Origin of the sequence: Muricoccus harenae, assembly GCF_009848505.1 — a bacterium.
GTDB classification, from domain to species: Bacteria; Pseudomonadota; Alphaproteobacteria; order Acetobacterales; family Acetobacteraceae; genus Roseomonas; species Roseomonas harenae.
Genome location: NZ_WWDL01000002.1, coordinates 156,424 through 176,754, shown reverse-complemented (window position 1 = coordinate 176,754; position 20,331 = coordinate 156,424). Strand labels below are relative to the sequence as shown.

General features: G+C 72.3%; 20 protein-coding genes and 1 riboswitch. Of the genes, 6 read left to right on the top strand and 14 right to left on the bottom strand.

Annotated elements, in window-relative coordinates; genetic code table 11:
- The first annotated feature begins 47 nt into the window (after positions 1–47).
- Positions 48–1,388 (top strand): siroheme synthase CysG, encoded by a 1,341-nt coding sequence (gene cysG / locus GSE44_RS03050; protein ID WP_159347185.1) that lies wholly within the window; start codon positions 48–50, stop codon positions 1,386–1,388.
- On the opposite strand, the gene GSE44_RS03045 is transcribed toward cysG, so the two are convergent.
- The 4 genes from GSE44_RS03045 to GSE44_RS03030 are packed head-to-tail and all read right to left on the bottom strand — an operon-like array spanning position 1,360 to position 5,023.
- A complete protein-coding gene (locus GSE44_RS03045) occupies positions 1,360–1,950 on the bottom strand; it encodes a histidine phosphatase family protein (protein ID WP_159347184.1) in 591 nt (196 codons plus the stop codon). The genes cysG and GSE44_RS03045 overlap by 29 nt on opposite strands.
- Positions 1,951–1,953: 3 nt before the next feature.
- Positions 1,954–2,721 carry an adenosylcobinamide-GDP ribazoletransferase gene (locus GSE44_RS03040; protein ID WP_159347182.1) on the bottom strand — a complete coding sequence of 256 codons (768 nt, stop codon included), beginning with the start codon at positions 2,719–2,721 and terminating at the stop codon, positions 1,954–1,956.
- Positions 2,718–3,710 carry a nicotinate-nucleotide--dimethylbenzimidazole phosphoribosyltransferase gene (gene cobT, locus GSE44_RS03035; RefSeq protein WP_159347180.1) on the bottom strand — a complete coding sequence of 331 codons (993 nt, stop codon included), beginning with the start codon at positions 3,708–3,710 and terminating at the stop codon, positions 2,718–2,720. Before cobT ends, GSE44_RS03040 begins: the two co-directional genes overlap by 4 nt.
- Positions 3,707–5,023 carry a cobyrinate a,c-diamide synthase gene (locus tag GSE44_RS03030; protein ID WP_159347178.1) on the bottom strand — a complete coding sequence of 439 codons (1,317 nt, stop codon included), beginning with the start codon at positions 5,021–5,023 and terminating at the stop codon, positions 3,707–3,709. The genes cobT and GSE44_RS03030 overlap by 4 nt, the downstream gene beginning before the upstream one ends.
- A gap of 50 nt (positions 5,024–5,073) precedes the next feature.
- Between GSE44_RS03030 and GSE44_RS03025 the strand changes: the two genes are divergently transcribed.
- Complete coding sequence (locus GSE44_RS03025) at positions 5,074–6,207, top strand: cobalt-precorrin-5B (C(1))-methyltransferase (RefSeq protein WP_159347176.1); 1,134 nt, start codon at positions 5,074–5,076, stop codon at positions 6,205–6,207.
- Here GSE44_RS03025 and cobM read toward each other — a convergent pair.
- From cobM to cbiE, 3 genes are read right to left on the bottom strand one after another with little or no spacing between them, the layout of a single operon-like run.
- A complete protein-coding gene (gene cobM, locus GSE44_RS03020) occupies positions 6,186–6,941 on the bottom strand; it encodes a precorrin-4 C(11)-methyltransferase (RefSeq protein WP_159347174.1) in 756 nt (251 codons plus the stop codon). The genes GSE44_RS03025 and cobM overlap by 22 nt on opposite strands.
- On the bottom strand, positions 6,938–7,336 hold the full coding sequence (locus GSE44_RS03015; protein ID WP_159347172.1) for a cobalamin biosynthesis protein: 399 nt from the start codon (positions 7,334–7,336) through the stop codon (positions 6,938–6,940). The genes cobM and GSE44_RS03015 overlap by 4 nt, the downstream gene beginning before the upstream one ends.
- The gene (gene cbiE, locus GSE44_RS03010) at positions 7,333–8,556 is read right to left on the bottom strand and encodes a precorrin-6y C5,15-methyltransferase (decarboxylating) subunit CbiE (protein ID WP_201305909.1); all 1,224 of its coding nucleotides are present in this window, start codon (positions 8,554–8,556) and stop codon (positions 7,333–7,335) included. The genes GSE44_RS03015 and cbiE overlap by 4 nt, the downstream gene beginning before the upstream one ends.
- Between cbiE and GSE44_RS03005 the strand changes: the two genes are divergently transcribed.
- On the top strand, positions 8,555–9,334 hold the full coding sequence (locus tag GSE44_RS03005) for a cobalt-precorrin-6A reductase (protein ID WP_235924524.1): 780 nt from the start codon (positions 8,555–8,557) through the stop codon (positions 9,332–9,334). The genes cbiE and GSE44_RS03005 overlap by 2 nt on opposite strands.
- Here the strand turns inward: GSE44_RS03005 and GSE44_RS03000 are convergent.
- From GSE44_RS03000 to GSE44_RS02970, 7 genes are read right to left on the bottom strand one after another with little or no spacing between them, the layout of a single operon-like run.
- Positions 9,307–10,062 (bottom strand): precorrin-3B C(17)-methyltransferase, encoded by a 756-nt coding sequence (locus GSE44_RS03000; protein ID WP_159347168.1) that lies wholly within the window; start codon positions 10,060–10,062, stop codon positions 9,307–9,309. The two genes, GSE44_RS03005 and GSE44_RS03000, sit on opposite strands and share 28 nt — an antisense overlap.
- Positions 10,059–10,793, bottom strand: a complete 735-nt coding sequence (locus GSE44_RS02995; RefSeq protein ID WP_159347166.1) for a precorrin-2 C(20)-methyltransferase — start codon at positions 10,791–10,793, stop codon at positions 10,059–10,061. The genes GSE44_RS03000 and GSE44_RS02995 overlap by 4 nt, the downstream gene beginning before the upstream one ends.
- A complete protein-coding gene (locus GSE44_RS02990) occupies positions 10,790–11,416 on the bottom strand; it encodes a precorrin-8X methylmutase (RefSeq protein ID WP_159347164.1) in 627 nt (208 codons plus the stop codon). Before GSE44_RS02990 ends, GSE44_RS02995 begins: the two co-directional genes overlap by 4 nt.
- Positions 11,413–12,633: a precorrin-3B synthase gene (locus GSE44_RS02985; RefSeq protein ID WP_159347162.1), complete on the bottom strand. Its 1,221-nt coding sequence runs from the start codon at positions 12,631–12,633 to the stop codon at positions 11,413–11,415. Before GSE44_RS02985 ends, GSE44_RS02990 begins: the two co-directional genes overlap by 4 nt.
- On the bottom strand, positions 12,630–15,908 hold the full coding sequence (gene cobN, locus GSE44_RS02980; RefSeq protein WP_159347355.1) for a cobaltochelatase subunit CobN: 3,279 nt from the start codon (positions 15,906–15,908) through the stop codon (positions 12,630–12,632). Before cobN ends, GSE44_RS02985 begins: the two co-directional genes overlap by 4 nt.
- A 3-nt stretch (positions 15,909–15,911) precedes the next feature.
- Positions 15,912–16,949, bottom strand: coding sequence for a cobalamin biosynthesis protein CobW (gene cobW / locus GSE44_RS02975; RefSeq protein WP_159347160.1), 1,038 nt, complete (start codon positions 16,947–16,949; stop codon positions 15,912–15,914).
- Positions 16,946–17,350 carry a DUF1636 family protein gene (locus GSE44_RS02970; RefSeq protein ID WP_159347158.1) on the bottom strand — a complete coding sequence of 135 codons (405 nt, stop codon included), beginning with the start codon at positions 17,348–17,350 and terminating at the stop codon, positions 16,946–16,948. Before GSE44_RS02970 ends, cobW begins: the two co-directional genes overlap by 4 nt.
- Before the next feature lie 103 nt (positions 17,351–17,453).
- A riboswitch (cobalamin riboswitch) is annotated at positions 17,454–17,654 on the bottom strand.
- Between the two features lie 81 nt (positions 17,655–17,735).
- Here GSE44_RS02970 and cobU point away from each other — a divergent pair.
- The 3 genes from cobU to GSE44_RS02955 are packed head-to-tail and all read left to right on the top strand — an operon-like array spanning position 17,736 to position 20,322.
- Positions 17,736–18,263: a bifunctional adenosylcobinamide kinase/adenosylcobinamide-phosphate guanylyltransferase gene (cobU, locus tag GSE44_RS02965; RefSeq protein ID WP_159347354.1), complete on the top strand. Its 528-nt coding sequence runs from the start codon at positions 17,736–17,738 to the stop codon at positions 18,261–18,263.
- On the top strand, positions 18,260–18,865 hold the full coding sequence (gene cobO / locus GSE44_RS02960; protein WP_159347156.1) for a cob(I)yrinic acid a,c-diamide adenosyltransferase: 606 nt from the start codon (positions 18,260–18,262) through the stop codon (positions 18,863–18,865). The genes cobU and cobO overlap by 4 nt, the downstream gene beginning before the upstream one ends.
- Positions 18,866–18,882: 17 nt before the next feature.
- Positions 18,883–20,322, top strand: a complete 1,440-nt coding sequence (locus GSE44_RS02955; RefSeq protein ID WP_159347154.1) for a cobyric acid synthase — start codon at positions 18,883–18,885, stop codon at positions 20,320–20,322.
- The last annotated feature ends 9 nt before the right edge of the window (positions 20,323–20,331 follow it).

Genomic DNA, 20,331 nt, shown 5'->3' with positions numbered 1-20,331 from the left:
GGTTTGAGGCTTCGCTTCATCCGGCGGGGCGCCTATCACTCCGCCTGATGCGTCACTTCCCTGCCTTTCTCGATCTGACCGGCCGCGTTGCCCTTGTGCTGGGCGGGGGCGAGGCGGCGGAGATGAAGGCAGGGCTGCTGGCTCGCGCCGGGGCCGTGCTGCACCGCGCTCCCCACTTTGATGGCGTGCTCCCCGAAGGCTGCGCCATCGCCATCGGTGCCGGGGCGCCGGAGGAGGATCTCCAGGCCCTCTCGCGCCTCTGCCAAGCACGCGGCATCCCGGTGAACATCGTCGATCGCCCGGCGCTCTCTTCCTTCATCACGCCGGCGATCGTGGATCGTGACCCAGTCACCATCGCCATCGCCACCGGCGGCGCCGCCCCGGTGCTGGCCCGCCTCCTCCGTGCCCGGATCGAGAGCATCCTGCCCCCGGCGCTTGGCCGGCTTGCCTACCTGGCCGAGCGATTCAAGGCGGCCCTCCGCCATGCCCTGCCCGATCTCTCCGCCCGCCGCCGCTTCCTCGATGCCGCCCTCACCGGCCCTGCCGCCGATCTGGCGCTTGCCGGGCGGGCGGCCGAGGCCGAAGCCGCCTTCGCCCATGCCCTCGGGCAGGCGGACACCGCCCCGACCGGCATCGTCCATCTTGTCGGCGCCGGCCCGGGTGCTGCCGACCTGCTGACGCTGCGGGCCCTCCGCCTGCTCGGCGAGGCCGATGTCATCGTGCATGACCGGCTGGTCGGGGATGGCGTGCTCGACCTCGCCCGGCGCGACGCCGAGCGCATCTATGTCGGCAAGCGCCGCGCGCATCACTGCCTGCCGCAGGAGGAGATCAACGCCCTCCTCATTCGCCTCGCCCGGCAGGGCAGGCGCGTGGTCCGCCTCAAGGGGGGCGACCCCTTCATCTTCGGCCGGGGCGGCGAGGAGATGGAAGCCTGCCAGGCCGCCGGCATCGCCTGCGAGGTGGTGCCGGGCGTCACGGCCGCCCTCGCCTGCGCGGCCGCCACCGGTATCCCGCTCACCCATCGCGACCATGCCCGCGCCGTGACCTTCGCCACCGGCCACACGCGGGAGGGGCGGCTGGACCTCGACTTCACCGCCCTCGCCCGCCCGGGCCAGACGCTCGCCATCTACATGGGCGTCTCCACCCTGCCCGCCCTGCGCAACGGCCTCGCCGCCAAGGGCTTCGATCCCGCCACCCCCGCCGCCCTCATCGAGGCCGGCGGCACCCCAAACCAGCGCGTGCTGCGCGGCACGCTTGAGAGTGTCGTCAACGACGTGCCGGCCTGGCATGCCGGCGGACCGGCGCTGCTGATCCTGGGGGAGGTGGTTGGCCGGGCCTCCCCGGAGGCCCTGCCCGCTCTCAGCGCCGAGCAGACCATGGGGAGATGACAGGCGCAGCGCCCGCCGGATGCTCGATCAGCAGCCCCTCCCCCTCGCGCGGCACATGGGCCAGCCAGCCGCGCGGCGCCTCCCCCCGCAGCATCCCGGCCAGCGCCCCGATCGGGCCGCCATGCGCCACGGCCAGCACCGATCCGTCAGCCGGCAGGGCCTCGAACCAGGCCAATGCCCGGCGACCCAACTCCGCCGTCGTTTCGCCGCCGCCGGGGCGGTAGCGGTCCGGTGCGTCCAGGACACCGTTCATCGAATCCCCTTCCACGGCCCAGACGGCGTCCCAGCCCATCCCCTCCCATCGGCCGAAATCCCGCTCCGCCAGGGAGGGCTCCACCACCAGCGCCCGCTTCCCACCACGCGCCAGCAGGCCGCCAAGCCAGCGCGCCCTCCGAAGAGGGGAGGCCATGATGATCTGGAAGGATTCGGCCGGAACGGCCCTGGCGAGCTCCCGCGCCGCGCGGAAGCCCTCGGCGCCCAAGCCCACGTCCCGCTGGCCGTAGCAGATGCCGCGGTGATGCGCGGCGACGGCCGTGTGGCGCAGCAGCAGCACCCGTCGCATAGCTCAGAGCCTTGCCGCGAGGGCCAGGGTCGCGATCAGCATCCCGGCATAGGCGGCGAAGCCAAGCGTATCCCCCGTGCTACCGCCCAGCAGCCGTAGCAGAAGCCCGCGGAACCACAGCAGGAAGCCGGCGCCGAGCCCGAAGGCTACCAGCATCCCCCAGGCTGAAATCCAGGCCCCGAGCGCGAGCAGCGGCAGGAACAGCAGCATGGCGAGCAAAAGGCCGCCCCAACCGGCGCGCGGCGCTACTCCCGCCGCCAGGCTCGTCCGGTTCGGTACGGTCGGTACGGCCACCATCGTGGCGAGCATCAACAGCCGCCCAAAGCCTCCTGCCACCACGAGAATTGCGGCCGCGCGCCAAGCTTCCCCGGATGCCATCAGCCCGGAGGCCCGCAGCGCCACCGCCAGCCCAAGCCCCAGCACGCCATAACTGCCCACCCGGCTGTCCTTCAGGATACGCAGCCGGTCCTCAAGGCTGCGCCCGCCGCCAAGCGCATCGCAGAGATCCGCCACCGCATCCTCATGCAGCGCGCCGGTCAGCCGCGCTTCCAGCGCCAGGGCCAGAAGGACGGCGACAGGCAGTGGCCAAAGCATGGCGCCAAGCAGCAGCGGCACCGCCGCCAGCGCCCCGACGAGGGCGCCGACCCAGGGAAAGAGCGGCAGGGCCCGGCCGATATCCTGGCCGAAGCGAGCCGGATCCTCCCCCGGCACGGGAAGGCGGGTGAGGAAGCGCACCGCCAGCGCCGCGGCGTGCCCCCAATCCCGCATCATCCGCCGACCGCCTCCTCCAGCGTCGCGACGTCACGCAGCAGGGCGGCCGCCGAATCCAGCATCGGCAGCAGCAGCAGCGCGCCGGTACCCTCCCCGAGCCGCAGCTCCCATTCGAGGAAGGGATCGAGCCCCAGTGCGGCGAGGACGACCGCATGCCCGGGCTCCGCGCTTCGATGTGCCGCGATGGCGGAGCGCAGGGAATCCGGTTCCAGCGCCTGCGCCACCAGCGCGCCGGCGCCGACAACGAAGCCGTCCAGCACCACCGTGATCCCGAGCCGCGCTGCCTCCGTGACGCAGCCAGCGATAGCGGCGATCTCGAATCCGGCGAGTGCGGCGATTGCCGCGCGTGGATCGGTGTGCAGCAGCGGGCGCGCGCGCTCCACGGCCTCCCTGACCACCGCGCGCTTGCGCGCCAGGGTTTCGGGCGTCGCGCCGGCGCCGGGCCCCACCACCGCCTCGGCGGAGGCGCCCGTCAGAAGGGCGGTGAGGCAGGCAGCAGCGGTGGTGTTGCCGATGCCCATCTCGCCGAGCGCCAGCACCGCGATGCCTTCCGCTGCGGCTTGCCGAGCGGTTCGTGCGCCAAGGGCGAGCGCGGCCTCCAGCTGTGCCGGCTCCATTGCGGGGCCGTGCGCCAGATTCCTCGTACCCGGCCCCACCCGAAGGTCGCCCCCTCCGTCCAGCGGGGTGCGGGAGCCGGCGTCGACCAGGACCAATTCCGTCCCCGATGCCCGTGCCAGGGCGGCGCTGGAGGAGCGGCCGGCACGGATCAGCCGCATCATCGCGGTGGTCACCTCGCTCGGCCAGAGCCCGATCCCCTCCGCCACCACGCCGTGGTCGCCAGCGAAAACCACCAGGCGGCGCGGTGCGGCGCGCGGGTCTTCGCGGCCCTGGGTCTCCGCCAGCCGGGCCGCCAGCTTCTCGAGCCGCCCGAGACTGCCCGGCGGCTTGGCCAGCGCATCCAGCCGCGCCTGGGCTCTCGCGCCGCTCATGGGGTTTCCCTTGCGATGACATGAAAGAAGCTGCCGCTCACCCATCCGCGACGTCCGCCCATCGGCGGAAGGTCACGCCCCTCCCCGTCCATCACGGCGGCGAGCGGCTCATCCGCGCCGGGCTCGGCCGTCGCGTAGTGGAACTCATGGCCGCGCAGCACCGTACCGGCCGCGCCGAGCGGCCCGTCCGCCAGCAGCGTCGCGCGGCGATAGCCGAGATGCAGCCGCCGGCGCGCGAAGGAGCTGGCATGGGTGAGCAATCCGGCCATGGCGTGGCGCGCACCCTCCGCATCCACAATCCCCTGGCCCAGCACCATGTGCCCGCCGCATTCGCCATGCACTGGCCGCCTAGTCGCGAAGGTGCGGAGGCCGCCCAGGAACCGCGCGGCTGCCGCCAGTCGCCCGGCATGCAGTTCCGGATAGCCGCCGGGCAGCCAGCATGCATCGCAGTCCGCGGACGGAGCCTCATCGGCCAGGGGAGAAAAGGGCAGGATTTCCGCCCCCGCCGCGCGCCATCCCGCCAGCACATGCGGATAGAGGAAGCTGAAGGCCGCATCGCGCGCGAGGGCGATCCGCTGTCCCGGCGGCGCCAGCGGGACCTGCCGCGCCGGAGCGCCGACCGGCAAGGGTGCACCAAGCGCCAACACTGCATTCACATCGATATACCGCTCAGCCATCTCCGCCAGCGCGGCGAGCGCGGCTTCCAGCGCCGGATGCTCCTCCGCCTGCACCAGACCGAGATGTCGCTCGGGCAGGACCGGCACCGCATCGCGCGGCAGGGCGCCGAGCACAGGAATGCCGAGCGGTGTGATCGCCTCCTCAACCAGCCGCCGGTGCCGGTCGCTGCCGACGCGATTCAGCACCGCACCCGCCACCCGCACCGCCGCATCATGGCTGGCAAAGCCGCGCAGGACGGCCGCCGCCGAGCCCGACTGGCCGGACACGTCCAGCACCAGCAGCACTGGCAGCCCCCAGCGCCCCGCAAGGTCCGCGGGGGCGCCGCTCCGGCCGGGCGCACCGCCGATGCCGTCGAACAGCCCCATCGCCCCTTCGACCAATAGGAGCGAGGCTTCCCCGGCAGCCTCGGCAAGCATCCTGTCGAGCAGGGCGGGCGGCATGGCCCAGCTGTCGAGATTGCGGCCTTCCCGGCCGGTCGCCGCGGCGTGGAAGGCCGGATCGATATAGTCCGGCCCGGACTTCGCCGCCCGCACCGCAACGCCTCGCCGCCTGAGCGCCGCCAGCAGGCCGAGCGTCACCGTGGTCTTGCCCCCTCCGGAGCGGGGCGCCGCCACCATCAGACCGCGCGCCTTCATCGCGCGCCGCCGCCATGGGACGGTTGCCCATGCCGCGCTAGACTGCCCGGATGGAAGCCCCCCATCACTCCGATGGCCCGCCGGAAGGAGCGGGTCCGCTGCGCCGGGGCTGGACCACCGGCGCCTGCGCAGCGGCCGCTGCCAAGGCGGCCTTCACTGCCCTTCGCCAAGGTGACTTCCCCGATCCGGTCTCCATCCGCCTGCCCGGCGGCGAGACGCCGGCCTTCGCCCTGGCCCGCACGGAAGTCGGCCCCGGCTGGGCCATGGCTGGCATCGTGAAGGATGCCGGCGATGATCCCGATGTGACGCATGGCGCATTGGTGCTGGTCACCACCCGCCCCCTGCCCGCTGGCACCGGGCTGCGCTTCCGCGCCGGCCCCGGTGTCGGTACCGTCACCCGTCCCGGCCTTCCCCTTCCACCCGGCGAGCCCGCCATCAATCCAGGTCCCCGCCGCATGATCGCCGACGCACTGGCGGAGGTGGCAGGCGGCCCCGTGGATGCGGAGGTGGAAATCGGCATTCCCGGCGGCAAGGAAATCGCGCTGCGCACGCTGAACGGCCGCCTGGGTATCGTCGGCGGGCTGTCCGTGCTTGGGACCACGGGGATCGTGATCCCCTATTCCTGTGCGGCATGGATCGACAGCATCCATCGCGGTGTGGACGTGGCGCGCGCCATGGGGCTGGCCCATGTTGCCGGCGCCACCGGCTCCGCGTCCGAGGCCGCCGTGCAGAAGCTGCATGGCCTGCCGGAGACGGCGCTGATCGAGATGGGCGATTTCGTCGGCGGGATGCTGAAATACCTGCGCCGCCATCCGGTGCCACGCGTCACCATTGCGGGCGGCGTCGCGAAGATGACGAAGTTGGCGCAGGGAATGCTGGACCTGCATTCGAAGCGCGGCGCGGCGGATCTCGACGCGTTGGCCGCAACCGCCCTGGCGGCCGGCGCCGATGCTGCGCTGGCCGCGCGGCTGCGCGAGGCGAATACTGTCGCGGAGGCCTTCGCCGAGGCCGGTGCCGCCGGTCTTCCCCTGGGCGACCTCGTCGCGCGAGAAGCCTGGCGCCACGCCGCCGCGGTGCTGCTTCCGGCGGCGACGGAGCTGGAGGTCGTGGTCTTCGATCGCGACGGCAGGCTGATGGGCCGCGCGCCCTTCGCGCCGCTGCATCACGCGCCACTCCCGCGGTAGCGCCGCACGTAATCTGCCGAATACAGCGCACTCTCGCGGAAATCCTCCACATCGAGCACGCGGCCCACGAGCAGCAGCGCCATGCAGTCCACGCCTTCGCAGAGCGCCACGATGGTGCCGAGCGTGCCGCGCAGCAGGCGTTCCTCCGGCCAACTCACCCGCACCACCATCGCAGCCGGGCAATCCGCGCCGTAATGCGGGATTAACGTGGTGACGGTTCGTTCCAGCGCCGTGGCGCCCAGATGGATGGCAAGCGTCGCGCCCGTCGCCGCGAAGGCGTCCAGACTCTCGCGAGGCGGCATGGCGGAGGCGCGGCCGGAAACGCGGGTGAGCACCAGGCTCTGCGCCACCTCCGGCACCGTCAACTCTCGCCCCAGCGCCGCTGAGGCCGCTGCGAAGGCCGGGACGCCCGGGGTGAATGTGCAGGGGATGCCACGCCGCTCCAGCCGCCGCCGCTGCTCGGCCACGGCGGAATAGATGGACAGGTCGCCGGAATGCAGCCGCGCCACGTCCTGACCGGCCTCGTGCGCAGCAACGCATTCCGCCTCGATAGCATCGAGTGAAAGCGGCGCGGTATCCACCAGCCTCGCGCCAGGGGGGCAATGCGCCAGCAGCGCCGGCGGCACGATGGAACCGGCGTAAAGACAGACTGGACAGGCCGCGAGCAGGTCCCGCCCGCGCAGGGTGATGAGATCGGCGGCGCCCGGCCCCGCGCCGATGAAATGCACGGTCATGCGGGCGTCTCCCGAACTGCCATCTCTTGCTCGGCCAGGGCGCAGGTCACGCCGCCCAGGATCACGCGCGCGCCCAACAGCCGCGCATGCGGTGCCACCGCTGCCAGTGCCGCGCATTCCGCGACGGATGGCAGGCCCGTCAGCGCCAGCGCGTGCTCGGAACGGGTCAGGCAATGTGGTGCCGCCGCCAGCAGCGCGGCCTCCTCCGGCACGACCAACGCGAGCCCGAGCGTGTGTGCCGCCTCGCGCAGGCCACTCTCCTCCGCCCGGCGCGGGATGGTTGCCAGCAGGGTAGGACCTGCACCGCGCCGCGCCGACTGCAGGGCCGCGGCGATAGCGGACAGCACCGCCTCCGCCGAAACCCCACGACGGCATCCGATTCCGGCGACCATCATGCGGGCTTGTCCCACACCCATTGCGTGACCGGCATCGCCGCCCGCCATCCCGTCATTCCTGCGACCGGCACCGCATGGCTCACTGCCAGCCGCAGCATCTCCCCGCCCAGCGTGGCACGACGCGCCAACAGCAGCGCCTCCGTCTCCAGTGTCACGGCATTGGCGACGAAACGCCCGCCCGGGCGCAGGGCCGCCAGTGCGGCATCGAGCACGCCCGGATCGCTCGCGCCTCCGCCGAGGAAGATTGCATCCGGTATGGGGAGCCCCTCCAATGCGGTGGGTGCTTCCCCCTCCACCACGCGCAGGCCCGGCACACCGAGGGCAAGGGCATTACGCCGGGTGCGCGTGGCGCGATCCGCGCGCGACTCCACCGCCACGGCGCGCAAGGACTGATCAGCGAGCATCCATTCGATTCCGATGGAACCGGCCCCCGCCCCCACGTCCCAAAGCAGCGCGCCGCGACGTGGCGCGAGCGCCGAGAGCGTCACCGCACGCACTGCGCGCTTGGTGAGCTGCCCGTCATGCTCAAACCAATCATCGGGCAGGCCGGGCGCGAAGGGCAGGATCCGGGCGCCGGGCGATGCCGCCACCTCGATCGCCAGCAGGTTCAACGGATCGGGCCGGTCCGGCGCACCCTCCTCCGCGATGAAGCGGCGGATGCCTTCGCGAGGCCCGCCCAGCGCCTCCAGCAAGGCGACACGGCTCTTCCCAAAGCCCTCCCGCCGCAGCAGCCCAGCGATGTCTCCGGGCCCGGCTGCATCGGAGGTGAGCACCAGCAGGCGCGTGCCCGGGTGCAGATGGGACCGGATCAGCTCCACCGGCCGCCCGTGCAGCGACAGGGTGACCACGTCCTGCAACGCCCATCCCAGGCGCGATGCGGCAAGGCTGAATGCGGACGGCGCCGGCAGCGACAGCACCTCTTCCACCACCACATGGCGCAGCAGCACGCTGCCAACCCCGTGCAGGAAGGGATCGCCCGAGGCCAGCACCGCCACCCGGCGGCCGCGCGCGGCAAGCACCGGTGAAACATCGAAGGGGCTAGGCCAGGGCTGCGCGGCGCCGCGCAGGATCGGCGCCGCCAGGTTCAGATGGCGCTGACCGCCAAAGACGAGTTCCGCCTGCTCCACCAGCTCGCGCGCCAACGGCGGCAGGCCGGCGATACCATCCTCCCCGATGCCGATGATGGACAACCACCGGCCAAGCGACGCAGTTTCCGGCATGGCTTCACCCCCGGGCGGCATGGCGCGACGAATCCTCATCCTCGGCGGCACGACGGAAGCGCGGGCGCTCGCCGCGCGCCTGGCGGGGCGGTGCGACCTTGATGTCACCCTCTCCCTGGCCGGGCGCACCGCCTTCCCTGTGGCGCAGCCGGTGCCGGTGCGCACCGGCGGGTTCGGCGGGGCGGCGGGGCTGGCGGAGCATCTGCGCGCTGCGCGCGTCGAAGTGCTGCTGGACGCCACCCACCCCTATGCCGCCGCCATCTCTGCGAACGCCGCAGAGGCCGCGCGCGCGACCGGCATTCCCCTGCTCGCGCTGCGTCGGCCGCCCTGGCTTCCGCAACCTGGTGACTGCTGGACGCAGGTGGACAGCGCCGCTGCCGCGGCCGCGGCCATCGGCCCGGTGCCACGCCGCGTTTTCCTCGCGCTCGGCCGTCAGGAGGCGCGTGCCTTCGAGGCGGCACCTCATCACACCTATCTCATCCGCAGCGTAGACCCGATCCTGCCGCCCCTCGCCGTGCCGCAAGCCGACACCATCCTGGCGCGCGGGCCCTTCGAGGAAGCAGCCGAATGCGCGATGCTGCAGGAGCACCGGATCGAGGTGCTGGTCGCGAAGAACAGCGGCGGTACCGCCACCTACGGCAAGGTCGCGGCGGCACGTTCGCTCGGCCTGCCGATGATCCTGCTCCGCCGCCCGGTCCTGCCGGAGGTACCCGCCGTGGAGACGGTGGAAGCGGCGCTGGGCTGGCTGGATCACGCGCCAACGCTCCGCGGCGTATAGACCAGCGGCGGACGGCCGGGCCGCTCGACAATCCGCGTTGCCGGGCTACCGATGATGATGCAGGTGGCCATGTCCGCCGCGACTTCCGCCGCATCATCCAGGCGGGCCACCGTTACCGTCTCCGCCGCGCGCGCCACGGCGCGACCGAACAGCACCGGCGTCGCACCCGGCAGATGGTCGCGCAGCAATGCGAAGGCGGCGCCGAGCTGCCAAGGCCGCGCGCGCGACACCGGATTGTACAATGCGATGACGAAGCCCGCCCCGGCAGCCGCGGCCAGACGGCGTTCCACGAGTGGCCAGGGCTTCAGGTTGTCCGAAAGCGAGATGGCGCAGAAATCATGCCCCAGCGGCGCCCCGGCGCGCGCGGCGAGCGCGAGCATGGCGGTCACGCCCGGCTGCACAGAAAGGTCCAGCGCGCGCCACGCCTCCGGCCCGTGCTCCACCGCCTCGCACACGGCCGAGGCCATGGCGAAAACCCCCGGATCACCGCCCGAGACCATGACAACCGAGGCGCCATCTGCGGCCGCCGACAGCGCCGCGCGCGCACGGTCGATCTCCACGCGGTTGTCGGTGGGATGCCGCGCCTGCCCTTCCCGCACCGGCACGCGATCCAGATAGGGGCCGTAGCCATAGAGCGCATCGGCCGCTGCCAGCGCCGCCGCCGCATCCGGCGTCAGCAGGCCTGGAGAACCAGGGCCCAGCCCCACAACGACGAGCCCGCCCGTCATGGCCCGGCCCAACCCGGGACCAGCACGATGGAGAAATACGGCGCGGGCGCATCGTCCCGCGCTGCCAGCGGCATGGCATGGCCTTCCGGCATCGTCGCGCGCTCCACATAGATTGCGCGGTCCAACAGCCCTGCCTGTGCGAGGGCGCGGCGGATCTTCGGCAGGTTGCGGCCGACCTTCATGATCACTGCCGCATCCGCGTCGCGCAGCCGGCGAGCCAACTCCGCCTCATCCAGCGTGCCAGGCAGCACCGAGAGCACGTCCTCGCCCTGGGCGATCGGCACTCCGGCCATGGACCAGCAGGCCGACATGCCGGTGACACCCGGCACCACCTCCGCCGCGTAGCGCGGCGCGAGCCGCGCATGCAGATGCATGTAGGAACCATAGAACAGCGGATCGCCCTCGCTCGTCACCGCGACGTCGCGCCCGGAATCCAGATGCGCCGCGACCTGGGTGGCGGCTTCGTCAAAGAAGGCTTCGATGCGCGCGCGATAATCCGGATGGTGATGCGGGATCTCGGTCGTCACCGGATAGAGCAATGGCAGCAGCACCACATCCGGCCGCAGCAGCGCGGCGATGGTGGCCTGCGCCCGGCCGGCCCGCCCCGCCTTGGCGAAATGCGCGACGACCGGCGCCTCACGAAGCAACCGCGCCGCCTTGAGCGTCAGTAGCTCGGGATCGCCCGGGCCGACGCCGATGCCGAGCAGACGGCCCGTTCCTCCTGCACTCATAGTCCCGGCCTCGCCAGCGCATTCACCGCAGCCGCCGTCATGGCGCTGCCGCCCATCCGGCCGCGCACAATTGCCCAGGGAATTCCGAGACCCGAGGCCGCCAGGGCCTCCTTCGACTCCGCTGCCCCGACGAAACCCACCGGCATGCCGAGGATCGCCGCCGGGCGCGGCGCGCCAGCCGCCAGCATGTCCAGCAGATGGTACAGCGCCGTCGGTGCATTGCCGATGGCGACCACCGCACCGCGCAGCCGGTCGCCCCAGAGGGTCAGCGCGGCGGCGGAGCGCGTGTTGCCCTGTGCCGCCGCCAGTTCGGGCACGCGCGGGTCGCGCAGCGTGCAGATCACCTCGTTGCCGGCGGGCAGGCGGGCGCGGGTGACGCCATGCGCCACCATCTCCGCATCGCAGAGGATGGGCGCGCCGGCGAGCAGCGCGCCCCGCGCGGAGACCACCAGATCCGGCGAGAAGGCGATGGAGCCCGCCGCCTCCACCAGCCCGCAGGCATGGATCATGCGCACCGCGACATCGACTTCCTCCGGCGTGAAGCGGGAGAGGTCCGCCTCGGCCCGGATGATGGCGAAGGAGCGCTCGTAGATGGCAGCGCCGTCTCGGATGTAGTCACTCACGGAAACGGCCTCATGTTTGTGGTTGGCACGGGTGGCGTGTGGTTGGGGTCCTGCGGCGACCGGAACGCTCGGAGCAGCGCTGGGACATCCTCCGCTTGATGCCAACTGGCAACGTCATCGCGCGCGGTGCCGTCGCGCACCAGGCCGATGCCCTCCGGTCCACCCACCAGCGTGACCGTCGCAACGCCGGCATGCGCGCAACCCTTGGTGCAGCCGGAGACATGCAGCCCGATCCGCCCCGGTGGCAAGTCCAGTTGCCCAGCGAGCCAGGCAGCCATCGCACGCGTGGCGATTTGGGCGGAGCCGCAGGCTGGGGCGCCAGCGCAGGCCGCGATCCGCCGCCGCACATCCGCCGGGTCGGTGACGAAGCCGAGGGCATCGGCGGCGGCGCGTAGCCTTGCCGTCTCCACAAGGCCGGTCAGCAACAGCGCGCGCCGCGAAGCGGGGCGCAGGCCCGTGGCGCCCTCGGCCTCCGCATCACGGGCCAGCGCCGCCAGGGCGGCCGCCTCCATGCCGCCGAAGGCCGGCGCGACGCCGAGCGCGAAGGAGCATCCGAGAGCATGCGGCCCCACCGCCTCCGCATGCGGTCTTGCCGGCGCTGCTGTGGCCGGCTGCAACAGATCCTGCAGCACGGCCCGGAACGGTGCTGTCCCAGCTTTCGCAAGGAGTTCGCGGGCCCGGAGCCGTCCCAACAAGGCCAGGACGCGCAGCGCTGCCTCGGCCCCCTGTTTCACCAACCCGAGCACGGTAGCGCCGGTTGCATCACCCGCGAGGGACAGCCGCCAGCCGCCATCATCGGCCGCCAGCCGGAGGTCGGCGGGCAAGGCGTCCAGATGCATGACGCCGCCTCCATCCACCACCACCGACAACTTCGGCGCCGCGGAAGCCAGCCTGGTTCCGATCGCCGCGGCGACTAGCGAGGGATCCACCATGGCCGGATCCGCGCCGACGAGCGGTCCGACGGTGATTCGGGCATCGGCGTACAGATCGGCGATCGCAGCCGCGAAGGGTTGCACCGTATCCGGCCGCAGGCCGCGCACCTGCCAGCTGCCGCGCGCCGTCACTTCCAACCTTCCATTGCCCCAGCGGGACGCCGCCTCCGTCAATCGCAGCACCGCCGGCGGCGTCCAATGCGGTCCGCCGCCGAGCCGCACGAGTAGCCCGTCCCCAGTCTCCATGGGGGCGGCAAGGCTGGGGCAGGCGCCGCGGATGCTCATGGACGCTCCAGCAGCGCGGCCAGCGCATCATCAATCCCGTTGCGGCGCGGGTGCCAAAGGCCGCGCCGGCGTGCGGCGCTCAGGCGGGCGGCGATCGCACGGGCGGCGGCCGGATTCTCCCGCAGCAGGAAATTCAGCACCTCGCCATCGCCGAGATAGCAATCATGGACCGCGTCCAGCAGCGCATCGGGGACAGCGTGCGTGGTCTCGGCGAAGGCGACAAGCCGATCCACCGTCTCCGCGAGCTCGGCGGCGCCACGCGGGCCATGGCGCAGCATTCCCGCGATGAAGCGCGGATCGGTCGCGCGTCCGTGCACGAGGCGGGACAGCGCCTCCGCCAGCGGCCGCGCACGGGGCCGTGCGGGATCGGTGGTGTCGAGGGTCAGCAGCGCGGGTTCGCGGCCCAGCAGCGCCGCCGCGGCCGCGAAGCCGCCGAGATGCGCGACATCGGCGCTGCCCTCGAGCAGATCGCGGCCAGGATCGTCGCCGGCATGGAGCAGTGCATCCGCCGCCGCCACCCGCGCGGCGAAACCCTCCGGCGCTGGCAGCCCCTCCCCGGACGCGCCGCCATAGGCATGGGACGCGGCGGCGAGATAGGCCCGACCCAATTCTTCCCGCGCCGACCAATCGCCGCTGGCGAGCAGCGCCTCCGGCCCCGCACCATAGGCGCCCGGCGCGGTTCCGAACACGCGCGCCAGATTGGCGCCGGCACGCCGGGCGGCGGCCAGCGGGTTCTCGGAATCGCTCTCGTCGCGCGCCGCCACGGCCTGCCCGGCGGCGTCCAGCAGTGCCACCGAGGCCGGGAACAGGTCCCGGAACAGGCCGGAGAGGCGCCAGGTCACGTCCACGCGCGGCCGGCCCATGACGGCGGGGGGCAGCACCTCCACCCCCGTCACGCGCCCGGTGCCGGCATCCCAGAGCGGGCGGCAGCCCATCAACGCCAGCCCCTGCGCAAGTTCCTCGCCCCCCGTGCGCAGCGTGGCGCTGCCCCAGAGGTCCAGCACCATGGCACGCGGCATCTCGCCGTGCTCGCGCAGATAGGCGCGCAGCACTTCCTCGGCGGCCAAGCGGCCGAAGTCCATCGCGGTCTCAGTCGGCAGGCCGCGCGGGTCGGCACCATGCAGGTTGCGGCCGGTCGGCAGCACGTCCCGGCGCCCTCGCGCGGGGGCGCCGCCGGGGCCGGCCGGGATGTGGCGCCCATCCAGCGCCGCAAGCAGCGCTGCGCGCTCGGCGGCGGCGCTGGCGGCACGGTCCGGCGCATCTCCAGGCGAGGCGCGCCCGAAGACATGCAGCCCGTCCTTGATCGCCAGCTCCTTCACATCGCAGAGCCAGGCATCCACCTGGCGCAAGGCTTCATCCGGTGCCGTTCCGGGCGGCAGCGTCCCGGCGCGAGTGGCAGCGTCCAGGATCAGCTGCGCCAAGCGTTCTCGCCGGCGGCGGTCCAGGCCGTCAGCAGCCGCGTATTCATCCAGCAGCCGCTCCAGCTCCCGCATCGGGCCGGAGAGTTCGGGTGCGGCGAGTTCGGGCGACAGATGGCCGAGCGTCACCGCCGCAATGCGCCGCTTGGCCTGCGCTGCCTCGCCCGGATTGCTGACGAGGAACGGATAGAAGACGGGAAGCGCGCCGAGCACCGCCTCGGGGAAGCAGTCGCGCGTCAACGCCACCGCCTTGCCCGGCAGCCATTCCAGCGCGCCATGCGCACCCATATGCACGACAGCATGAACATCCAGCCCGCTGCGCAGCCAGGCGCCGAAGGCGAGCAGCGCATGGCGCGGCGGCAGGGCGGGATCGTGCCAGTCGGCCCGACGATTGGCGGACAGGCCGCGATCCGGCGCCACGGCGACGGTGATGTTTCCAAAACGGAGCGCGCGGAACCGGAAGACGCCATCCTGCATATCGGGATCGCCGACGGGCGCACCCCAGGCGGCGCGCACCGGTTCCGGCACCATGTGATCGGCCAGCGCCATGCCCGGAATGGTGTGATCCAGCATCGCCACCAGCTCGCGCGACGTAGCCGGCGGCTTGTCCACCATGTAGCCGGCAGCGCGCAGGTCATCGAGCAGCGCGAGAATGCTCGCGGGTCCATCCAGCCCCACGGCATAGCCGGTGCGCCCACCCGCGCCGGGGTAATCGGGCAGCAGCAGGCAAAGGCGCCGCTCGCCGCGTGGCGTCTGCCGTAGCCGGACCAGCGCCGCGACACGCTCGGCGACCATCGCCACGCGATCAGGCTCGGCACGATTGCCCTGTCGCTCGAAGTCCAGCCCGTCCGGCGGCACCTCCGGCGCCTTGAAGGAGAGCGCGCCAGCCAGGACGCGCCCGTCCAGCTCCGGCAGGACGACATGCATCGCAAGATCCGCGGCGCCCAGGCCGCGTGCGCCGCCGGCCCAGGCCTCCCGCGCGGTCGTGGCGATCACCGCCTGCAGGACCGGCACGCCCGCCGCGGAAAGGGCAGGCTGTTCCGCCTCGCCCGCGCCGAAGGCGGTGGTGGCGACGATTGCATCCGGCTCGAGCGCCGCAAGGGCAGGGCGCAGCACCGAAAGGGAGGCGGCATCCTTCAGGCTGGCGACGAAGACCGGCGCCGCCGCCACTCCGCGCGCCTCCAGCGCCTCCACCAGCGCAGCGACCGGCGCCATGTCCTCGGCGAGCAGCATGGAGCGATAGAAGATCACCGGCACCACTGGCCCTGCCGGCAATGCGGCACGAAGCGCATCCAGCGTCACCACGCCACATCCCGGCCGCCAGAAGCCCGCGCGTGGCAGCGCCTGCGGCGGCGGCGCGTCGAGCGCGGTGCCGGCATGGCGCGAGAGACGGCGCAGCAGCGCGCGCAGGTTTCGCGCCCCGCCGTCACGGAAGTAGCCGAGCAGCGCTGCCTGCTCCTCCACCGGCAATGTGCCGAGAGCGAAGAGGCGCGGATCATCCCGGTCCTCGCCCGGAAGCACGGCGAGCGCGATTCCGCGCGCCCGTGCGAGAGCCGAAAGCTGTTCAACCCCGTAGCGCCACCAATCCAGCCCGCCCAGCAGACGCAGCAGGATCACCCGCGCACCGGCACCCGTGCGGTCGAGCCACAGGTCAACCGACATCGGGTGGCGCAGCACACGCAGCGGCACCAGCCGCAGATCCGGCAGCACTGCACGCTCCGCCGCCCATGCCGCGCCGAGCCCCGACAGGTCGCTGTCCGTGAAGGACAGCACCGCCATGGGCGCAGGCGCCTGGCGCAGGTCAACGGGCTCGGAAAGCCCGTCCAGTGTCGCCGAACTGGTGTTGAGGAGGTGCAGGGCCTACCCCGCCAGCGCCGCCTCGACCGCCCCGCGGTCGAAGCCCTTCAACCCGATCACCACGATCTGCCCTTCGCGCGCTTCGCCGTCGCGCCAGGCGCGGTCGAAGCCATGCGTCACGCGCGACCCGACGCCCTGCAGCAGCAGGCGCATCGGCTTGCCCGAGACGGCAGCGAAACCCTTCGCGCGCAGCACATCGGGCACCGACAGCGCCTCCGTCACCCGGGATGCGAGGGAGGCAGCATCGGCGGCCGCCGGCAGGGGCAGCACCACCGTGTCGAAATCATCATGGTCGTGATCTGCCTCTTCATCGTGATGCGTGCGGCGGTTCTCGATGTCCCGCTCGGTGCCGATGCCGAGGCCGAGCATCACCGCCGGGTCGATCCGGCCTTCGCTGCTCGTGACGATGCCCACGGGGCGCGCCAGCGCCTTGCCGAGCCTGGCGCGGGCAAGCGCGTCGCCCGCCTTGTCCAGCAGGTCGGACTTGGTCAGCACGATCAGGTCGGCGCAGGCGATCTGGTCCTCGAAGACCTCCTCCACCGGGTCCTCATGCTCCATGGCGGGATCGGCCGCGCGCTGGGCCGCCAGCGCCTCGAGGTCATGAGCGACGCGGCCCTCCGCCAAGGCGGCGCCATCCACCACCGCCACCACGCCATCCACCGTCACCCGGCCGCGGATCGCCGGCCAGTGGAAGGCCTGCACCAGCGGCTTCGGCAAAGCGAGACCCGAGGTTTCGATCAGGATGTGGTCCGGCGGCGGGTCAAGGGAGAGAAGCCCGTCCAAGGCCGGCACGAAGTCATCGGCCACGGTGCAGCAGAGGCAGCCATTGGCCAGCTCAACGATGGAGGATTCGTCGCAGGCCTCGATGCCGCAGCCCCGCAGGATCTCGGCATCCACGCCGACATCGCCGAACTCGTTGACAATCACCGCCAGGCGCTTGCCGCCGGCATTTTCCAGGAGGTGACGGATCAGTGTCGTCTTCCCCGCGCCGAGGAAGCCGGTGACAACGGTGCAGGGCGTTCGGGCCAGGCTTTGGCTCATGGCGCGGTCTCCGGAAGGGGCATGGGTGGCAGGCGGGCGATCAGGCCACGCTTCAGTGGCTCGGGCCGGCCCCGCCAGGGCAGAAGTCCACCCGGATCGCCGGCATAGAGGCGCGCGCCTTCCATCAGCGCCGGCACCGCCTCCTCCATGCACAGCCCGCCGATCACATAGCTCCAGGCGCCAGGGCGCGAGAGGGCGGCGGCGGGGCCGCGCTTGCAGGCGGCCAGGCATTTCACCGGCACCACCGTGACGCCGGGAGGCGCCGCGGCCATGGCTGCCTCGGCGAGGCCGGCGCCGGCGCGCGGGGCATCTTCCGCGTCGCCCTCGTGGCGGCAGGTGGTGCAGACGTGAAGGGTGACGTGGCTGCCGAAGATCGGTTGCTCGGCCAGGTCGTCGGACATGGGGCTCCCTCCTGCCGGTGGCCCGGGCGAAGGGGGTGCGACGCGCCGCGCGGGACCGCGCGGCGACGCCAGGATCGCGATCGCACCAGGGCACCCCGCCCGGCACGGCCTCGGTTCCCTGGCAGGTCTCCTGGCTCGCGGATCGCAGCCCTGCGCCGCCTTCCCGTCCCCTTTCGGGGCAGTGGCATCCGGCGCCGGCTCACCGCTCACAGTTGCGGGGGCAGCCGCGGCTTCCGTAGAGGGCTGCGGTTCCGCGTTCCCTTTTCATCCTCCTCCCGGAGGAACCCTGGAACGCCGCCGTTAGACCCCTGGCCGCCGCCCGCTGTCAACGAGGGCCACCATGCCGGGGGTTGTTGCCGCCGTGGCCCGGCGGCACAACGCCCACATGCACGCCCCGCCACCCGATGCGCCGACCGGCATTGACCTGGTGCTGGGCGGCGCCCGCTCCGGCAAGAGCCGCCGGGCGGAAGCGTTGATCGCGCTGCTGCCGCCGCCCTGGACCTATATCGCCACCGCCGAGGCCTTCGACGACGAGATGGCCTCCCGCATCGCCGAACACCGTGATCGCCGCGACGCGCGTTGGACGACCCTGGACGCCCCGCGCGACCTGCCGGCCGTGTTGGACGCCGCCCCCGCCGCCCCCGTGCTGGTGGACTGCCTCACATTGTGGCTGAGCAACCTGATGCTGGCGGAGGCCGATACCGAGGCCGCCACCGTGGCGCTGGAAGCCGCCCTCGCCCGCCGCACAGCACCCACCGTGCTTGTCTCGAACGAAGTCGGCTCCGGCATCGTGCCCGCAACGCCGCTTGGCCGCCGCTTCCGCGATGCGCAGGGACGGCTGAACCAGCGCGTTGCCGCGATGGCCGAGCGTGTCGAGCTTGTCGTCGCCGGGCTGCCCCTGAGGATAAGATGACCGAGGAAGAGGATCGCCACGCCGCGAAGATGGCGCGCCGCAAGGCCGTGCAGGATGCCGAGGTCGCGTCCAAGACCGTCGAATCAAAGGGGCTGCTGCTGGTGCATACCGGCCCGGGCAAGGGGAAGACCACAGCGGCCTTCGGCCTGGCGCTGCGGATGCTCGGCACCGGCGGGCGCGTCGGCGTCGTGCAATACATCAAGGGTGCCTGGAGCACGGGAGAGCGCACGGCCTTCGCCGCTTTCGGTGAGCGCGTGCAATGGCACAGCATGGGCGAGGGCTTCACCTGGGAAACCCAGGACCTGTCGCGGGACCGCGCCGCCGCCGCGCGGGCCTGGGAAGTTTCGGCCGCGATGCTCGCCGATCCCACCTTGGATCTGGTTGTGCTGGACGAGTTGAACATCGCGCTGCGCTATGACTACCTGGATCCCGACACGGTCATCGCCGCGCTGCGAGGTCGGCGGGAAGGGCTGCATGTCGTCGTCACCGGCCGCAATGCGAAGCCCGCCATGATCGAGGCGGCTGATCTCGTCACCGAGATGGGAGCGGTGAAGCATCATTTCGCCGCCGGGGTGCGCGCGCAACGGGGGATCGAGTTCTGACCCGCGCGCTGTCCCTGATGTTCCAGGGCACGGGCTCCGATGTCGGGAAGTCGGTGATCGTCGCCGGCCTGGCACGCGCCTTCACGGACCGCGGGTTGCGGGTGCGGCCCTTCAAGCCGCAGAACATGTCGAACAACGCCGCCGTCGCGGTGGATGGCGGGGAGATCGGGCGCGCCCAGGCTCTGCAGGCCCGCGCCGCGCGCGTGCCGCCGAGCGTGCACATGAATCCCGTGCTGCTGAAGCCGCAATCCATGACGGGCGCGCAGCTGGTGGTGCAGGGCCGCGTCACGGGCCAGGCCGGGGCGGCCGCCTATCAGCACATGAAGCCGGGGTTGATGCCCGCCGTGCTCGACAGCCACCGCCGCCTTTCCGCCGAGGCCGATCTCGTGCTGGTGGAGGGTGCGGGCAGCGCCTCCGAAGTGAACCTGCGCGCCAATGACATCGCCAATATGGGCTTCGCCCGGGCGGCGGAGGTGCCGGTGGTGCTGATCGGCGACATCGACCGCGGCGGCGTCATTGCCAGCCTCGTCGGAACGCAGGCCGTGCTCGATTCGGCAGATGCCGCGATGATTCGCGGCTTCATCGTCAACCGCTTCCGCGGTGACCCGACACTCTTCGCGGATGGCATGGCGTTGATCGCTGCGCGTACCGGCTGGGAGGCGCTGGGGCTGGTGCCGCATCTGCTGGATTGCGCGCGCCTGCCGGCGGAGGATGCGCTTGCGCTCGACCACGCCGCTCCGCGCCGCCCTGGCGCACGGCTGCGCATCGCCGTGCCGATCCTGCCGCACATTGCCAATTTCGACGATCTCGACCCGCTCGCTGCCGAGCCGGCGGTCGATCTGGTGCGGGTGCGCCCCGGTGCCGCCCTGCCGGGCGATGCGGACCTCATCATCCTGCCCGGCTCCAAATCCACGATCGCCGACCTTGCCGCCTTGCGCGACGCCGGATTCGACACGGACATCGCCGCCCATATCCGGCGCGGTGGGCGCGTGCTGGGTCTCTGCGGCGGCTACCAGATGCTTGGGCGCCGCATCGCCGACCCCGATGGCGTCGAGGGCCCGGCCGGCAGCGTGGCAGGACTTGGCCTGCTCGATGTCGAGACGGAGCTGATCGGCGAGAAGCGGCTCTCCGCCGTCTCGGGCCGGGCGGAGGGCATCCCCTTCGCCGGCTACGAAATGCATATGGGCCGCACGGAGGGCCCGGACCGCGCCCGCCCCTTCGCGCAGCTCGAACCGGGCGGCGCCGAAGGCGCGACATCGCCGGATGGGCGCGTGACCGGCACCTATGTCCATGGTCTCTTCACCGATGACCGGCAGCGCAGCGCCTGGCTTACCCGGCTAGGCGGCCCGCCTTCCGAACTGGCCTACGAAGCCGGAGTGGAGGCGGCGCTGGACGCGCTGGCCCGGCACCTGGAAGCGCATCTGGACCTGGACCATCTGCTCGCCCTCGCGCGCTGACGCCGCGCC

Bases quoted from the DNA above. Each gene is read 5' to 3' on its own strand.
- cysG (WP_159347185.1), top strand. From the start codon at position 48: ATGCGTCACTTCCCTGCCTTTCTCGATCTGACCGGCCGCGTTGCCCTT.
- GSE44_RS03045 (WP_159347184.1), bottom strand. From the start codon at position 1,950: ATGCGACGGGTGCTGCTGCTGCGCCACACGGCCGTCGCCGCGCATCAC.
- GSE44_RS03040 (WP_159347182.1), bottom strand. From the start codon at position 2,721: ATGATGCGGGATTGGGGGCACGCCGCGGCGCTGGCGGTGCGCTTCCTC.
- cobT (WP_159347180.1), bottom strand. From the start codon at position 3,710: ATGAGCGGCGCGAGAGCCCAGGCGCGGCTGGATGCGCTGGCCAAGCCG.
- GSE44_RS03030 (WP_159347178.1), bottom strand. From the start codon at position 5,023: ATGAAGGCGCGCGGTCTGATGGTGGCGGCGCCCCGCTCCGGAGGGGGC.
- GSE44_RS03025 (WP_159347176.1), top strand. From the start codon at position 5,074: ATGGAAGCCCCCCATCACTCCGATGGCCCGCCGGAAGGAGCGGGTCCG.
- cobM (WP_159347174.1), bottom strand. From the start codon at position 6,941: ATGACCGTGCATTTCATCGGCGCGGGGCCGGGCGCCGCCGATCTCATC.
- GSE44_RS03015 (WP_159347172.1), bottom strand. From the start codon at position 7,336: ATGATGGTCGCCGGAATCGGATGCCGTCGTGGGGTTTCGGCGGAGGCG.
- GSE44_RS03005 (WP_235924524.1), top strand. From the start codon at position 8,555: ATGGCTTCACCCCCGGGCGGCATGGCGCGACGAATCCTCATCCTCGGC.
- cbiE (WP_201305909.1), bottom strand. From the start codon at position 8,556: ATGCCGGAAACTGCGTCGCTTGGCCGGTGGTTGTCCATCATCGGCATC.
- GSE44_RS03000 (WP_159347168.1), bottom strand. From the start codon at position 10,062: ATGACGGGCGGGCTCGTCGTTGTGGGGCTGGGCCCTGGTTCTCCAGGC.
- GSE44_RS02995 (WP_159347166.1), bottom strand. From the start codon at position 10,793: ATGAGTGCAGGAGGAACGGGCCGTCTGCTCGGCATCGGCGTCGGCCCG.
- GSE44_RS02985 (WP_159347162.1), bottom strand. From the start codon at position 12,633: ATGAGCATCCGCGGCGCCTGCCCCAGCCTTGCCGCCCCCATGGAGACT.
- cobW (WP_159347160.1), bottom strand. From the start codon at position 16,949: ATGAGCCAAAGCCTGGCCCGAACGCCCTGCACCGTTGTCACCGGCTTC.
- GSE44_RS02970 (WP_159347158.1), bottom strand. From the start codon at position 17,350: ATGTCCGACGACCTGGCCGAGCAACCGATCTTCGGCAGCCACGTCACC.
- cobU (WP_159347354.1), top strand. From the start codon at position 17,736: ATGCACGCCCCGCCACCCGATGCGCCGACCGGCATTGACCTGGTGCTG.
- cobO (WP_159347156.1), top strand. From the start codon at position 18,260: ATGACCGAGGAAGAGGATCGCCACGCCGCGAAGATGGCGCGCCGCAAG.
- GSE44_RS02955 (WP_159347154.1), top strand. From the start codon at position 18,883: ATGTTCCAGGGCACGGGCTCCGATGTCGGGAAGTCGGTGATCGTCGCC.